The following is a 14,469-nucleotide window of genomic DNA, read 5'->3' as shown; positions in this document are numbered from 1 at the left end:
TTAATCAGTTTACGGGCTCGCCTCGTTCCGGATGCTGGGCTGTGTGGATGCAAAAAACTCCCAGAATCTGCCACTTATTAACCTTTCAGTTCTGAGATGCTTTGCCCTCATTCGCTTTTTTACTAGCTGGGTGGCCGATCTTTTCGGTTTCTCAAAAATAGTACACTTTTCCTTTGCATATTAGAAAAATATAGTACAATATAAACCATGCTTATCACAGAATGCTGCTGCTCGAAAACTCAACGAGCAGAGATCACCAACAATCTCAAACCGGCGCCGGTGTCACACGTTGAACTTTGGGGTGCCACCTGTAACATGGCATCCCGATAGCCATGACTGTACTTGTCGAGGTTCTACACACCCTGATACTCGACGAAGGACGTGTTCGCACTGAAACGGGATAGGCGATAGCTGGAGCTAATGAGTGCCGCGATGTCGGAATGGAAACTGCAAACACATACAGGCAGCGGCCCCAAGTATCTTGCCCTCGTGGGTGCACTGGAAGACCGCATCAGCGGGGGACATCTGAGGGAAGGCGATCGCCTTCCTCCCCAACGCGACTTGGCTCGGATGTTCGGTGTAACCATTGCGACGGTGACCCGTGCGATCGCGGAGGCGTCGAGACGTGGATTAGTGGTCGCCCGCCCTGGCAGCGGCACCTATGTAAAAGACCGCTCCACGCTACCCGGTGCGGCTCCCGAGATAGTCGACCTCAGTATCAATACCTTGCCCAGCGATCTGGTCGCAGGTCTGCTCGACGCTGCGTTGGCAGAAGTGGCGGCCCGTAAAATCAGCCATGACGCTTTTGGATACTCTTCATACGGCAGCAATTCCCGGCACCGCGCTACTGGCGCCGAGTGGGTGTCGCGCTTCGGACTTGATGTCGGGGTCGAGTCGGTACTCCCAACGCACGGTGTGCATCAAGGATTGATGGCCGCTTTCGGAGCGCTAGCCAAACCAGGAGACAGTGTTATCTGCGAGCCTTTCACCTACACCGGCATTAAGCGTATTGCCGAGTACCGGGGGCTGAAGCTGATTGGCGCGGATATGGACGACGAGGGGTTGCTGCCAGATAGTGTCGGCCGGGAACTGCGGAACAGTGGGGCCAAGATCGTGATCGTCACGACGGTCGCGCAGAACCCTACGACAGCGAGCCTTTCAATGGAACGGCGGCGCGCGCTGGCCGAGGTATGCCGCAAAGCCGACGCCATCATCTTGGAAGATGCGATCAATGTGCCATTGGCCGGTGATCAGTTACACCCGATTGCTCACTACGCGCCCGAGCGAACCCTTTACCTGACGAGCTTTTCCAAGTGTGTGACTCCCGGGTTCCGTTTGGGATATGCCGTCGTGCCGCCCCAGGTTTTTCCTATATTCCACGATGCGCTGATCAGCACACAATGGATCGGGCCTTTGTTCTATGCCGAGCTGGCGGGTATCCTTCTAGCCGGGTCTCAGATGGACAAGTGCCTAGACCTTCATCGCCGGGAAGCGAAAGCACGCGTGACCCTGACGACGTCGCTTCTGGACTGCGTAAAACCCGTTACTTTCCCAGGGTACCACGTGTGGGGGCTAGCTCCCGCCGGCTGGCAAGCTGATGAGTTCTGCACTGAGGCCCTGCGCCAGGGGGTAAGAATCTCCCCCGCCTCGCATTTTGCAGTTTCTCCGACACCCTCAATCCAGGCTTTCCGGATCAGCCTTGGTGGCTGCGAGACGCGGGAGCAGTTGCAAAGTGGCCTCGAGAGATTAGCTCGAATCCTCCAGCACAAGCATGCGGTCAGCGGGACCGTCGTCTGACCCTCATCGATTTACGAAATCACGCCAGGTTTTGCCACGCCGCCTCGGTTTCTGCCGCCGGTCGATCGCTAAGCATCTTCTCGTAACAGGTCGAACGTTGCCAGGGGCGACGGCCAATCTGCGCAATCAAACTCTCCATATCGGAAGCCACGACTTCTTGCCCATGACTGGCGCCCGCCGATCGGGTAATGGTCTCATCCATTAGGGTACCGCCCAAATCGTTCGCGCCAGCTTGCAAACAGGACTGCGCACCCTTACGACCCATCTTCACCCAAGAGGTCTGGATATTGTCGATCAGTCCATGGAACACGATACGGGCGACTGCATGCATCAAGACGCTTTCACGGAAGGTCGGCCCCCGGCGTGCTCGTCCCTTGAGATAGATCGGGGCTTCGGATGCAACGAACGGCAGTGGAACAAATTCCGTGAAACCGCCCGTGTCTTCCTGTAGCGCGCGAATGTGAAGCAGATGACGCGCCCAGGAACGCGTATCGTCTATATGCCCGAACATGATCGTCGCAGTGGTCTTAAGCCCCGCTGCGTGTGCTGCACGCATCACCGACAACCATTGCTCCGTGTTGATCTTGTCTGGGCAAAGCGTAGCGCGCACTGCGTCGTCTAGAATCTCCGCGGCGGTCCCCGGCAAAGTATTCAGGCCAGCTTCTTTCAATTCTGCGAGAAAACTGTCCAGCGGTTTGCCGAGTGTGGCCGCACCCTGCCAAATCTCCAGCGGCGAGAAGGCATGAATGTGCATTTGCGGCAGCGCCTCGCGAATGGCCCTGCAGATAGACAGATAGGTCTCTCCCGTGAATTTTGGGTGAATGCCGCCTTGCAAGCACACCTCGCTGGCACCCCGATCCCAGGCTTCCCGAGAGCGCCGCACAATCTCATCTAAACCCAGTTCATAGGGCCGACCCCGCAGGTTCTCCGACATCTTGCCTTTGGAGAAGGCACAAAACTGACATTTAAAATAGCAAATGTTGGTGTAGTTGATGTTGCGATTGACGACGAAACTGACGGCATCACCGCAGCTTTGCGCACGCATCTCATCTGCCGTCCGGCAAAGGTAGCTGAAATCTCGCCCCCGTGCCTCGAACAGCGATGCTACCTCACTTTCGGTCAGGGCCATGCCCTTGCCGGCCTTGCGCATCAGGCCCGTGTAGGCGCGGGTGGTCGTTCGCGTCGAGCGTGCCATCAAGTGGCCTAACTGTGCGGCTGGCGGCTCGGTCGAGATACCGGTGATCCAGTCGTCTTCGCGGAGCTCCCCTGCGGCATCCACAAGCGGCAGGACCTTTGATCTCAATTCTGGATCCAACCAAGCGGCGCCGTTCTTCACGTACTGAGGATAGACGGTCAGGCGCTCCGTCAGAACCTTACCGCACTGTGCGGTCTTGGTGGCCAAGTCCTCAAGATGCGGCCATGGCGCCTCCGGGTTGACGTGATCAGGAGTGACCGGCGAAACACCACCCCAATCGTTGATCCCGGCATCAATCAAGGCACCCATCTCCTCCCGGCGCAGGTTCGGGGGCGCTTGAATGCTCATCTCCGGTCCAAGAATGAGTCTCGCCACCGCGATGGCCCATAGGTGGGTCTCCAGGTCCGACGCGGGCGCGTCCGCCATTTTGGTGCCGGGCTTTGGCAGGAAGTTCTGGATGATGACTTCCTGAATGTGGCCATAGGCCTCATGTAGCCGGCGGATTGCGAGCAGGCCTTCCACAATCTCTTCCCTGGTCTCGCCGATTCCGACCAATAGCCCAGTCGTAAAGGGAACCTTGGCTTTTCCTGCATCTTCGATCGCGGCCAAACGCGCGGCCGGATACTTGTCGGGCGACCCAAAGTGAGGGTTGCCACGTTCCGACAAGCGATCCGATACCGTCTCCAACATAATCCCCATGGACGCAGCGTGCGGACGCAACATGGCGAGGTCTTCCGCAGTCATCAGCCCAGGATTGAAATGGGGCAGCAGACCAGTTTCCTTAAGGACAAGCCGACCCATCTCAGCCAGATACGACAAGGTCGAGCGATGACCCAGGGTTGCCAGCTCCTGACGCGCGATTTCATAGCGCGCTTCGGGCTTGTCGCCCAAAGTGAACAGAGCCTCCTTGCAACCGGCTTGAGCGCCGCGCCGAGCGATTTCCAGCACTTCGTCGGGATTCAGAAACGCTTTCTTCAGATGCCGCGGCGCCTTAGCAAATGTGCAGTAGTGGCAAACATCGCGGCAAAGCTGCGATAACGGTATGAAGACTTTTCGCGAATAGGTAATTCGCTCCCCGAACCCCTGATCTCTCAGGTGGCCGGCAGCCGTCATCAAGCCTGCCAGACTCCGTCTGCCCGCGAGTTCGCGTGCCTCTCCATCGCTCAGAACTCTACCCAGCACTGAAGGCTTATCAGTCTCTAGTCGCATATCCATTACAATCCCATTCCAAAGCCTTGGCGTGCAAAATCGCCGCCTGGTCCGGCCATTTCCTGACGAAGCTGGAGTTCATCCAACAGCAGACGCCGGGTGCGTAAACCCACCGACGGATCGCCGGCGCTACGCTTCAGGAAGCGTTCGACGTCGTCTGGCTTGTCTATGTCGAGTGCGGGGCCGTCGAGACGCAGCACCTGCATGCATAAATTCGCTTCGCGCGCCGCCGCTCGATGTCGATGGAAGCTGTTTCCCTCGAAGGCAAAGGGGAACCCTTGCGGAGGCCGGCACAACAAGCCGTTGGTTCCCTCGCCATCATGTGACGGCACAATTGCTATCGACGACGGTCGGCCCGCGCAGTGTGCCAATGCTTCAAGATCTTGATAGCCGAGCAGCGGCACATCACAAGGCAGATACAAAAGATTGTCGGCTCCCTGGCGCGCAAGGTGCGCCGCGGCCGCTTCAACTGCTGCTGTCAATCCGCAATCAGCCTGCTGAACCAACACGGTGGCATCCACGGCTCGCGCCAATGCCGCGACCTGCGCATCTCGGGTCACGACGCTGATACTCTGGATCGTCTGCGATCCACGCAGGAGCTGTAGGATATCGCTGCACATCGCGAGTGTTAGCTTCTGGCGATCCTGGGCCGCAAGAAGGGGCGCCAGACGGCTTTTGCTTTGTGCCAGTGATTTCACCGGCACCACAACGTGCAACCCCTGTTGTCCCTCCACCCATCTAAATCGGCGGCCAATCATGACTCACCTCCACCGCGTGGCAGGGACAACACGAATTCGAGTACTTCTGCCGCCAGATGGGCGCGACTCGCTTCGTCATGCATGACAGTTTTGGCCACCAGAACCGGCAGTGGTATCCCTCTGGCTTCCACCGTGTCACGGTTGTCCACCACCCAGCAGTCTACGAGGTCGCCATAGTACTCCACGAGCGACCGTTGAGTTCGCGGCAAGCCCAACTCGTGCATGATCTTCGCCAGAGGCCCCTTGACAGCGTCACCACCGACAAGCGGCGAAACAGCCACTACCGGGGCGCGGCACTTCGCAAGCGCATCTCGGAACGACGGCATCGCGAGCATCGGCGCGATACTGAGGAACGGATTCGACGGACAGATCACCACTGCCTCCAACCCATCGTCATTAAGCAGATCAAGCGCTTTGGGTGAAGGTGCTGCCGCTTCGGCTCCCCAATAGGTCAGGGCCTCTACCACTGGCGCACAGCCTTCCCGAACAAAATACTCCTGGAATGCAAGCGGTCCGGAAGCAGTATGGACCACCGTCGAGAGGCGCTGATCACTCATGGGAAGAATGCGCGGGCCCACTCCCAGCCGCGTTGCAAGCGCCGCTGTAACGTCGCTTAGACTCACGCCGGATCGCAGTTGGCGCGTCCGCTCCACATGGAGCGCAAGATCCCGATCTCCGAGCCTGAACCAAGTCTCCAGTCCAAGCTCCCCAAGGGTTTCATGAAAACTCCAGGTCTCGTCGCCACGCCCCCAGCCCAACGTCTTATTGGCGCGCCCGGAAAGTGTATAGAGGACCGTATCGACGTCCGGGCTGATGTGCAGCCCGAGATGCTCGAAATCATCGCCGGTGTTGACCATGATCGAGAGCTTGTCCGCTGGCACCGTCACAGCAAGGCCATGAGCCAGTTTTGCGCCGCCGACACCGCCGCATAGGGCCAATATACGCCCTCCGGTCATCGGAAGAGATCCGCATTCACTGGGCGCAGCAAGGCACGACTGCTGGATGACGTCTGATCCCAGATGACGCCGCGTAGCAACACCGCGGGCTGGCCTTCGTCGGCCTGTCCCATGACCAGCGATGCCGCAGCCGCCAGTTCATCGGCAAACCCTATCTGTGTGGATTCCAGCTTGCGGCCGAACAAGTCCGGCTGGTTCACCTTATCAACCAGTGCCGGGAGCCCGGCAACCCCCAGCGCCATGCCCACGGTGCCCAAACGCCAAGCGCGGCCGACGCTATCATTGATGATCACTGCAACGCGAACGCCAAAATGGCGATCAAGGGCTTGTTTCAGGCGCGAAGCGGAGTCGTCCGGATCCACCGGAAGAAGAAGTACGGGCTCTTTACCATCCGCCTTTTGTACGTTGGACTGATCAATGCCCGCGTTTGCCGCGACATGTCCCAATCGATGCGCCACGATGATAACACCCGGAACGCAGCGCAGAACCTCTGTCGACTCAGCCAGAATCAATTCGACAACGCGCGGGTCCTTGCCCGCCCGATCTGCATAATCTCGGGCCTGCGGACTTGGCTCAACAGCGCGCAGATCGACGAAGCGGCCCTCGGCCTTTGAGATGATTTTCTGCGCAACGACCAAAACGTCATTGTCCTGAAGGGTAATGCCGTTGTGGTTCAGACCCGCAATCAAGAGCGCAGCGATATCATCTCCCGGTTCGACGATCGGTATACCGCCTATTGCGCTCAAGGTGACTGCTGCAGGCCCCATGGTCGAGCTTTCGCCCCCTCCTCTGATAGCTTTCCGGACTAGGATGCAGTTTCCAGACCAGTGATTTGGATACCTGCGCCCTTTACTTTGTACCGACGGTTCAAGCCTATCAGAATCGATGTCAAGGCCTCGGCGGCGATGCTATTTGCCAGGGGACCGGCGTCGATTCCGCGCATACCCATGTCGGTAATCAAGGTGATCACTGTGGCTTTGGCGTCGCCGTTGTTACCGGTGACCAGCACGTCGCAAGCAACGTCTTCACCACTTGCCAACTTGTCGGCGGCAACATTCTGCATGGCAGAGACGACCTGCGCCTTATCACCCAGAACTTCCGCTGTCCGGGCTGCCGGCGACCCCGTCTGTGTAACCTGGACGGTCGACACCTTTGGCGGCACAAGTGGAACGGTCGTATCGACCACAACCTTTCCTTCCAACTGCCCGGCAATATCGGTCAGAATTTCCTCATGCGTGGAGAAAGGCACAGCCAGAATGACCACCTCACACTTTTCCGCCGCGTCTCGGTTGGAGGCTCCGACAGCCATACCCCCTCCAACACGTGCGTTCAACGCCTGCGAGGCCTCAGCGGCCCTAGCGGCATCGCGCGATCCAAGGATCACGCGATAACCCGCTAACGTCAGGCGATAGGCGATGCCGCCACCGAGCGCCCCCGTACCACCGATTACAGCAACACTCGGTTTGTTCGACGACATAACACCCTCTTCTTCTTGCAATTGTTTAGCGGATATGCGGCAGAACCTCTTCACCGAAGAGCTTGATGCCTTTCAGCACGTTCTCCAGCGGCATACCCGGGAAGTTCATACGCACCAGCAAGTGCGAGCACTCGAGCTCGTCACGATGGCGCTGGCACTCGGCAATGCACTCTTCCGGGTCACCAACGACGAAACGCCCCTTGATCAACTCCTCAAGCGGCAGGTCCTCGCCGGATACGCCCGGCACGTTCTTGCCCATGCCCCAGGAATAGTAGGCTTTATACTTGTTGGCCATGAAGGGTGCGCCCATCTCCATGGCTTCGGCCTTGGTAGGCGCGCAGTAAAGCTCGACGCACTTGGTGATTCCCTCCGGATGCCTCGGTAGGCCGGCATCCTTGCGAACCTGATGATAAAGACCGACTTGCTCCTTCACGGCATCATACTGCGTGACGGACGTTGCAATCCAAGCATCGCCCTTGATCGCCGCACGCTTGATGGCCGGATCAGCGGCCGCACCCAGCCAGATGGGCGGACGGGGGCGCTGCAAGGGGCGCGGGCGGATCGAGATGTTCTCGAATTTCACGAACTCACCTTCGAAGGTGGCGTTGTCCTCTTCCCACAACAGCTTCAGTGCATCGATCTGCTCGTCGAACAACTTTGCGCGGCGCTTCCGGTCGACGCCGAAATTGTTGTACTCGATGTCCCGATACCCCAGGGCGGCGCCGAAGATCAACTTGCCACCGGTGATGATATCCAGCGTGGCATACTGCTCTGCCACGTCGATGATGTTGTGCAGCGGAAGGACGAAAATGTTGGTGCCCAGCGTCATATCGCCGGTTTCTGCCGCGAGGCGCGCCATCATCGGCGTCGTCTGCAAGAACTGATCCGGGTAGGTCAGGTAATGCTGTGCGAGCCAAAGGGCATCGAATCCAGCGTCCCTAATCGCTCTGGTTTGCACGAGGTGGTTCTCGAATTCCTGACGAATATTCGCATCGGGCAAGTGCTGCGTGCCCAGAAAAACGCCTACATCCATAGCTCTAAATTCCTTACTTTTAATCAGTAACCATTGCGGGACACGTCGGCGAGCGAGCTATAGAGCTCCGGCCGCCGATCGCGGAAAAAGGTGTAACGGCGCCCATGGCGCTCGACCTCGGACATATCCAGGGTTGCCCAGATGGTTGCCGGACCCTGTTGCTTCGGCCCCTCAGCCAACAATTCGCCCATTGGGCTATAGACAATGCTATGTCCGTAGAAAATTCGCTCGCCCTCGGTTATCTCCGACCCACCCTTGTTCGGAGCCACCACGAAGACGCCATTCTGAACAGCCGTGGTACGCAATTCGAACCCCCAACTGTCGGCGCGATAATTGCCCCAGGCAGCGGTCGGTACGAAGATGATTTCCGCACCATGCAGCGCCAGAACACGCCAGCCCTCGGGGAAGGAGCGCTCGTAGCAGATCAACGAGCCGATTCGGCCGTGGTCGGTGTCAAAAACCGGCAGACCCGGGCCGCCCTTGAAGTAGTAGCGCTCGTTGAGGCCCGGTGAGTAGCTGTACTGATCGGGGATATGGCACTTACGATAGCACTTGACCTGACGACCGTCCGGCAAAGTGCCGGGCACGAGCTCGCCGCGCGGATCAATCACTGCAAGGCTGTTGAAGTACTCTCCCTTTACGAATCCCTTTTCATAGAATGTGAAAAGGATGTAGCAGCCGATATCTTTGGCGACTTCGCGCATACGCGTCACACTCGGGCCATCGATCGGCTCGGCGAGGCCAAACCACTTGGGGTCGTTGTAGCCGCAAAAATACTGGGTGTTTGAAAGCTCAGTGAATACGATGAAGTGCGGTTTCCTATCCTTCACTGCTTCGTAAACGAGCTTGATGTTAGCCTCGACATTCTTTTCGGGAACCGGGTCGGCACCGCCGCACTGAACGACAAGTACCTCGACCTCACGCTTCTTATCAGTGGTCACCATTTCTCCTCTCCCGCGGATATCTGCGGCGCCTCAGAACCCCTCGGCGCATAAATCTGTATGAGCTCATCGCTCAAGGAGAGAATGATACAAATGTTTTCTTGAAGTCAAGTTATAGAATTTTTGTTTGTTTTTTTGGGTCGTATATCAAGAGTCGAGGAAAGGCTCTTCCCGGTAGGCACCCATATCTTGGCGTCTACGGTGGAATGAATTAATCCTGTCGATAACCTTCGGGTCGCTCTCGCCGATTATGAAAGCCAGCAAGGTTTCCAGCAACGCCGATGGGGCTTGGGTTGAGGGAAAGAATTGCGGCGTGCGCGTTGGCGAAACAAAAACGTAATCAGCTTGAAAAGCGATTGGCGCGGCCTGGCTGTCTGTTATCGCCACGACGGTTGCTCCTTGTCGCTTGGCGAGTTGGACGGACTGAATCACCTCCGTCCGATAGGGATTGAAGGAAATCACTATCAAGACATCCTGCTTGCCGATCCGTGCGACGTCATCCACAGGCAAACTTCCATGATTTGGCAACAAGACTAGGTTGTCCAACGCCATACGGCCTACGTACCAGAAGCTGTAGGCCAGCGCATAACAACTTCCGAGACCGACAATCATGGTATTGCGCGCCTTCACGATCCGTTTCGCAACGGCGCGAAGCTGATCCGTGCTGGTGTTAGAAAACAACTGTTCGATATTTGCCAACGAGGCCGCGGCCATCTGGCTGTACAGCTGGCCGTGACTGTTGAATTTGGCCAGAGCCTGCAACCAGCGGGCGCGGTCGGGGAAGCTATCAACCGCCCCTGTCACAGAATCACGGAAGGGTTGCCTGAACTCCTCGAAGCCGGCAAAGCCGAGAATTCGTGCTAGACGCACCAAGGTATTTGGTTTGATTCCAGCGGCTTCCGATAGTTTGCGGATGGAGCTGACAGCGACGCCATTGGGATTGTCGAGAACGTACTGCGCGGCCCGCCGAAGCTGCGGGCTCATGGCGGGAAATTCAGCAAGGATCTTATTTCGAACCTCTTCTACGGTCATACAACACGCCCTTTCCAAACATCCGCTCAGACGCGGAGTTGACAAAACATTTTTTTCAGTCTCTAAATTTACCGAACAAATGTACCATTTATTTTTATCGATGCCAAACATCTACAATAGGAGCGTTCCCCTGTGACGAAAACCCTACCAAGCCACGCTGAAATTGTCATTGTGGGCGGCGGCATCCTTGGATGCTCCACGGCCTATCATCTGGCGAAGAATGGCTGCAAAGACGTCGTGCTTTTGGAGCGCGCGAAGCTGACCAGCGGCACCACTTGGCACTCCGCAGCTATGGTCAGGCAGTTGCGATCGACGGTGAGCCTCACACAACTTACCAAGTACAGCACGGAGCTGTACTCTTCGCTAGCGGAGGAAACGGGGCAGGAAACCGGTTGGATTAAGTGCGGCAGCATTTCCATCGCCAGCACACCCGATCGGATGACCCACAACCGGCGCCAAGGTACCTTGGCGCGGGCATTCAATGTCGAGGCTTGGGAAATCGGGATTGACGAGATAGCCGACTACTGGCCCATTGCAAACCTGGATGACGTTATCGGCGGCATCTATTCACCGAACGATGGTAGGGTCAATCCGAGCGATACCTGCGCGGCCCTCGTAAAGGGCGCAAAGATGCGGGGCGTGAGTTTTTACGAGGACACAGCGGTCACCAACATTCGCGTGACAAACGGCCGTGTCAGCGGCGTCGAAACCGCCGAAGGGACGATCACCTGCGACAAACTGGTGGTCTGCTCCGGTCTGTGGAGTCGCCGTGTTGGCTTGATGATGGGCGCATCCATCCCCCTCAATCCATGCGAACACTATGCAATTATGACCAAAGCCATCGATGGGGTGCGCATCGGCATGCCGATCATCGGCGATCACGACAACCATATGTACATCCGCGACGAGGTTGGCGGCCTGCTGATCGGCTGCTTTGAGCCGAACGCCCGTGCAATTGATCTGGCAGACCTGCCAAACGACTTCTGCTTCGATCTTCTCAAGGAAGACTGGGACCACTTCGAACCGATTATCGAAGGTGCTATCCGCCGCATACCGGCGCTCGAAAGTGCCGAGATCAAAACACTTATCAATGGACCGGAAAGCTTTACCACCGACGGCAACTTCCTGATGGGCGAAGCGCCGGAGCTGGCGGGCCTGTTCGTTGGTTGTGGAATGAACTCCATGGGCATGGCGAGCGGCGGCGGCGTTGGGCGCGCACTGGCTGAATGGGTCATCAACGGCGAGCCGACACTGGATCTCTCTTCAGTCGATATCCGCCGCTTCGGCCGATTCCGCAATAATCTTGCGACACTAAAGGAACGCTCCGCGGAGATGCTTTCCAAGCATTACGCCATCAGCTATCCAGGCCGTGAGCCCGAGACCGCACGCAATGTTCGCCTGACGCCGCTACACAGCGCGCATGAGCGCAACAACGCGCAATTCGGCGAACGGTCCGGATGGGAGCGGCCCAATTTTTTCATCCCCGAAAACACACCGTTCGATCCGACCCTCACCTACGGCAAGCCGGGCTGGTTCGATATCGTGGCTGAGGAACACAAGGCCGCCCGCGAAAAAGTCGCGATCTTCGACCAATCCCCCTTCGGCAAACTGCAGATCGAGGGTCGCGATGTGGTGGCCTACCTGCAAAGGGTTGCCGCCAACAACGTCGACGTTCCTGTTGGCCGGCTTGTTTATACTCCCCTTCTCAACAAGCGCGGCGGCTACGAAAGCGATGCTGTCTTGATGCGTCTGGCCAGCGATCGCTACCTGTTCATCACCGGCACAGCGCAAACCGAACGCGATCTCCATTGGTTAAGCAAGCAACGGCGCGATGACGAATGGGTAACACTGGTGAACGTGACCAGCGCTTATGCAGTTATTTCCGTCATGGGCCCCAATGCCCGCACCCTTCTAAAGCGCGTCAGTAATGCAAGCTTTAGCAACGCCGATTTTCCCTTCATGACACATCAAGAGATAGAGATTGGCAAAACGGTGGCGCGCGCCGCACGCGTGTCCTACGTCGGCGAACTCGGGTGGGAAATCCATATCGCTTCCGATCAAGCACTCCCCGTATACAACGCACTGCTTGATGCCGGGCAGGGTCTCGGCTTGCGGTGCGGTGGGACTGTGGCAATGGGCGGCCTGCGTTTGGAGAAGGGATATTGTTCCTGGGGTCACGACATCGGCACCGACGACACACCGTTGCACGCCGGTATGGGCTTCACTGTGAAGTTCGATAAAGGCTGTGATTTCATTGGACGCGACGCGTTGCTGAAGCAACGTGAGTTTGGAATCAACCGCCGGCGCATTCTGCTCAAAGCCGACGATCCGGAGGTCATGCTACAGGGCAGCGAGACAATCATTGTTGATGGACGAGTCTGTGGACACACAACATCCGCAGCTTACGGTTATACGATCGGCAGCGCGGTTGCCATGGGCTACATGAGCCTTCAGGGGGCCGACGCAGCGGCCTTGGTTAAACAAGGTAAGTTCGAGATCGAGGCCGCAGGGAAGCGCCACGCGGCGACGGCCAGCCTTCAAGCCCTGCACGATCCGAAGGGCGCACGAATGAAGGTCGACGACGGCGCCTGAAAACGCCCCGGATGGAAATTGGAAACGGCGCCGCTTTCGATAGCGGCGCCGTTGTTGCATACGCTGACCCCGGTCAGCGTTTCAGGAAGCTACCGTTACCACGCGCGCCAAGAGCCTTACCATCACGGGCGATAAGATTGCCGCCCAGAAAGGTCATGACCGGCCAGCCCTTAAGCGTCTTACCCTCGTACAACGAAAAATCGGACGCCGAGCCAAGGACGGAAGCGTCCACCACCCGCTCCATTTCGATATCGACAACGGCCAAATCCGCGTCCGCGCCGATCTGGAACGTGCCTTTGCGCGGATAGAGGTTAAAGGTTTTAGCCGCGTTGTAGGAGGTCACCTGGGCAACCCGCTGCAGGGACATCCCACGCTTGTGATAGCCTTCGGTCAACATAACCGGGAAAATGGTTGCCATACCTGGGAAACCGGACGCCGCCTGCCAGATCGTGCCCTGCTTCTGTGCGCGGCAAACCGCGCAGTGATCGGTGCCGACACAGGAAATCTCACCGGAAATCACACCCTCCCAGATACGCTCCAAATCGTCCTGTTTGCGCAGCGGCGGGTTCACTTTTCCCAGCGTGCCAACATCGGAATCTTCGGTCAGGGTCAGGTAGTGGGTGCAGGTTTCCACCGTAATCCGCCCGTAACGTTGTTTTTGGATCAAGGCTTCCTGCAAGCCTTCCTTCGCGCCGATATGAACATAGTAAAGCGAACAACCGGCCTGCTCCGCGAAATAACCGGCGCGACGGACGTGTTCTGCCTCGGCAAAGGCTGGCCGCGCGGCGTTCCAAGCCGCCAACCCATCCATGCCGCTCTCCTTCACGCGCTTGGCGTAACGGCCGATGATGTCGGTGTTCTCGCAATGAACGCAGGCGACTGCATGATCATGCGCCGCGAGCTTCTTGAAGCTGTCGAACATCACGCCATCGTCGATTTCATTGATCATACCAACGGTTTTGCCGTCAGCGCCGCGATAGGCCATGTAGAACTTAAAGGAAGAGACGCCGAGGTCGATGTACTTGTCCAGCTCATCAGCCTGTGATTCGGTCAGGATTCCAAAATGCAGGCCGACATCAACATGGGCCTGGTCTTCCACCATGGACACAAGGTCCGGGTAGTCGTCATAGGGTGTCGGTATGGCGTTCTGGTAGTGACGATGGAAACTCAACACACTCGTCACCCCGCCAAGCGCCGCTGAAACGGTCTCGGTGTTTACGTCCTGCGCGAAAGGATTCGCGTAGCCCAAGTGCGTATGCGGATCGATGCCGCCCGGGAACACATGCTTCCCGTCGACCGACACGATCTTCTTCGCCGCCGCACCGGAACCCGGAACCAAGATGCCTGCGATCAGACCATCCTTGATACCAATATCGCCTCGAAAGGTCCCGTTCACAGGATCAACGACGTTTCCGCCAGTTAACAAAAGATCAAACATCTAGACTCTCCCTCTCTAACACCGACGCCGTCCTCGGCGCT

At 57.7% G+C, this 14,469-nt stretch carries 11 protein-coding genes; 2 read left to right on the top strand and 9 right to left on the bottom strand.

The annotated features are described in order from the left end of the window. The first annotated feature begins 432 nt into the window (after positions 1–432). Positions 433–1,797: an aminotransferase-like domain-containing protein gene (locus FHR98_RS02620; RefSeq protein WP_221205680.1), complete on the top strand. Its 1,365-nt coding sequence runs from the start codon at positions 433–435 to the stop codon at positions 1,795–1,797. A gap of 19 nt (positions 1,798–1,816) precedes the next feature. On the opposite strand, the gene cofH is transcribed toward FHR98_RS02620, so the two are convergent. The 8 genes from cofH to FHR98_RS02580 all read right to left on the bottom strand — a co-directional run bounded on the left by cofH (position 1,817) and on the right by FHR98_RS02580 (position 10,509). Further along, the gene (cofH, locus tag FHR98_RS02615) at positions 1,817–4,201 is read right to left on the bottom strand and encodes a 5-amino-6-(D-ribitylamino)uracil--L-tyrosine 4-hydroxyphenyl transferase CofH (RefSeq protein WP_183415055.1); all 2,385 of its coding nucleotides are present in this window, start codon (positions 4,199–4,201) and stop codon (positions 1,817–1,819) included. A gap of 5 nt (positions 4,202–4,206) precedes the next feature. Further along, positions 4,207–4,959, bottom strand: a complete 753-nt coding sequence (gene cofC / locus FHR98_RS02610; RefSeq protein WP_183415054.1) for a 2-phospho-L-lactate guanylyltransferase — start codon at positions 4,957–4,959, stop codon at positions 4,207–4,209. Further along, entirely contained in the window at positions 4,956–5,915 is a 960-nt protein-coding gene (gene cofD / locus FHR98_RS02605) for a 2-phospho-L-lactate transferase (protein WP_183415053.1), read from the bottom strand. The genes cofC and cofD overlap by 4 nt, the downstream gene beginning before the upstream one ends. Next, positions 5,912–6,682 carry a coenzyme F420-0:L-glutamate ligase gene (gene cofE / locus FHR98_RS02600; RefSeq protein ID WP_183415052.1) on the bottom strand — a complete coding sequence of 257 codons (771 nt, stop codon included), beginning with the start codon at positions 6,680–6,682 and terminating at the stop codon, positions 5,912–5,914. Before cofE ends, cofD begins: the two co-directional genes overlap by 4 nt. 38 nt (positions 6,683–6,720) lie before the next feature. After that, positions 6,721–7,392, bottom strand: coding sequence for an NADPH-dependent F420 reductase (gene npdG, locus FHR98_RS02595; RefSeq protein WP_183415051.1), 672 nt, complete (start codon positions 7,390–7,392; stop codon positions 6,721–6,723). A gap of 25 nt (positions 7,393–7,417) precedes the next feature. After that, complete coding sequence (locus FHR98_RS02590) at positions 7,418–8,425, bottom strand: LLM class flavin-dependent oxidoreductase (RefSeq protein WP_183415050.1); 1,008 nt, start codon at positions 8,423–8,425, stop codon at positions 7,418–7,420. Positions 8,426–8,448: 23 nt separating this feature from the next. Then, complete coding sequence (locus FHR98_RS02585) at positions 8,449–9,369, bottom strand: carbon-nitrogen hydrolase family protein (RefSeq protein ID WP_183415049.1); 921 nt, start codon at positions 9,367–9,369, stop codon at positions 8,449–8,451. A gap of 144 nt (positions 9,370–9,513) precedes the next feature. Continuing rightward, complete coding sequence (locus FHR98_RS02580; RefSeq protein WP_183415048.1) at positions 9,514–10,509, bottom strand: MurR/RpiR family transcriptional regulator; 996 nt, start codon at positions 10,507–10,509, stop codon at positions 9,514–9,516. A 21-nt stretch (positions 10,510–10,530) separates the two neighbouring features. Between FHR98_RS02580 and FHR98_RS02575 the strand changes: the two genes are divergently transcribed. Then, the gene (locus FHR98_RS02575) at positions 10,531–12,990 is read left to right on the top strand and encodes a GcvT family protein (protein ID WP_183415047.1); all 2,460 of its coding nucleotides are present in this window, start codon (positions 10,531–10,533) and stop codon (positions 12,988–12,990) included. 73 nt (positions 12,991–13,063) lie between these two features. Here FHR98_RS02575 and FHR98_RS02570 read toward each other — a convergent pair whose 3' ends face one another. Continuing rightward, positions 13,064–14,428, bottom strand: a complete 1,365-nt coding sequence (locus FHR98_RS02570) for a dihydroorotase (protein ID WP_183415046.1) — start codon at positions 14,426–14,428, stop codon at positions 13,064–13,066. Positions 14,429–14,469 lie beyond the last annotated feature (41 nt).

Source organism: Limibacillus halophilus (assembly GCF_014191775.1).
Taxonomy (GTDB): Bacteria; Pseudomonadota; Alphaproteobacteria; order Kiloniellales; family CECT-8803; genus Limibacillus; species Limibacillus halophilus.
Note: the sequence above shows the minus strand (reverse complement) of the source record. Positions and strands in the feature narration are given on the sequence as shown.

What these genes read in the sequence shown, in the direction of transcription:
- cofE (WP_183415052.1), bottom strand. Translation starts at nt 6,682, where the DNA reads ATGGGGCCTGCAGCAGTCACCTTGAGCGCAATAGGCGGTATACCGATC.
- FHR98_RS02570 (WP_183415046.1), bottom strand. Translation starts at nt 14,428, where the DNA reads ATGTTTGATCTTTTGTTAACTGGCGGAAACGTCGTTGATCCTGTGAAC.
- cofC (WP_183415054.1), bottom strand. Translation starts at nt 4,959, where the DNA reads ATGATTGGCCGCCGATTTAGATGGGTGGAGGGACAACAGGGGTTGCAC.
- FHR98_RS02620 (WP_221205680.1), top strand. Translation starts at nt 433, where the DNA reads ATGTCGGAATGGAAACTGCAAACACATACAGGCAGCGGCCCCAAGTAT.
- FHR98_RS02585 (WP_183415049.1), bottom strand. Translation starts at nt 9,369, where the DNA reads ATGGTGACCACTGATAAGAAGCGTGAGGTCGAGGTACTTGTCGTTCAG.
- cofD (WP_183415053.1), bottom strand. Translation starts at nt 5,915, where the DNA reads ATGACCGGAGGGCGTATATTGGCCCTATGCGGCGGTGTCGGCGGCGCA.
- FHR98_RS02580 (WP_183415048.1), bottom strand. Translation starts at nt 10,509, where the DNA reads ATGTTTGGCATCGATAAAAATAAATGGTACATTTGTTCGGTAAATTTA.
- cofH (WP_183415055.1), bottom strand. Translation starts at nt 4,201, where the DNA reads ATGCGACTAGAGACTGATAAGCCTTCAGTGCTGGGTAGAGTTCTGAGC.
- FHR98_RS02590 (WP_183415050.1), bottom strand. Translation starts at nt 8,425, where the DNA reads ATGGATGTAGGCGTTTTTCTGGGCACGCAGCACTTGCCCGATGCGAAT.
- npdG (WP_183415051.1), bottom strand. Translation starts at nt 7,392, where the DNA reads ATGTCGTCGAACAAACCGAGTGTTGCTGTAATCGGTGGTACGGGGGCG.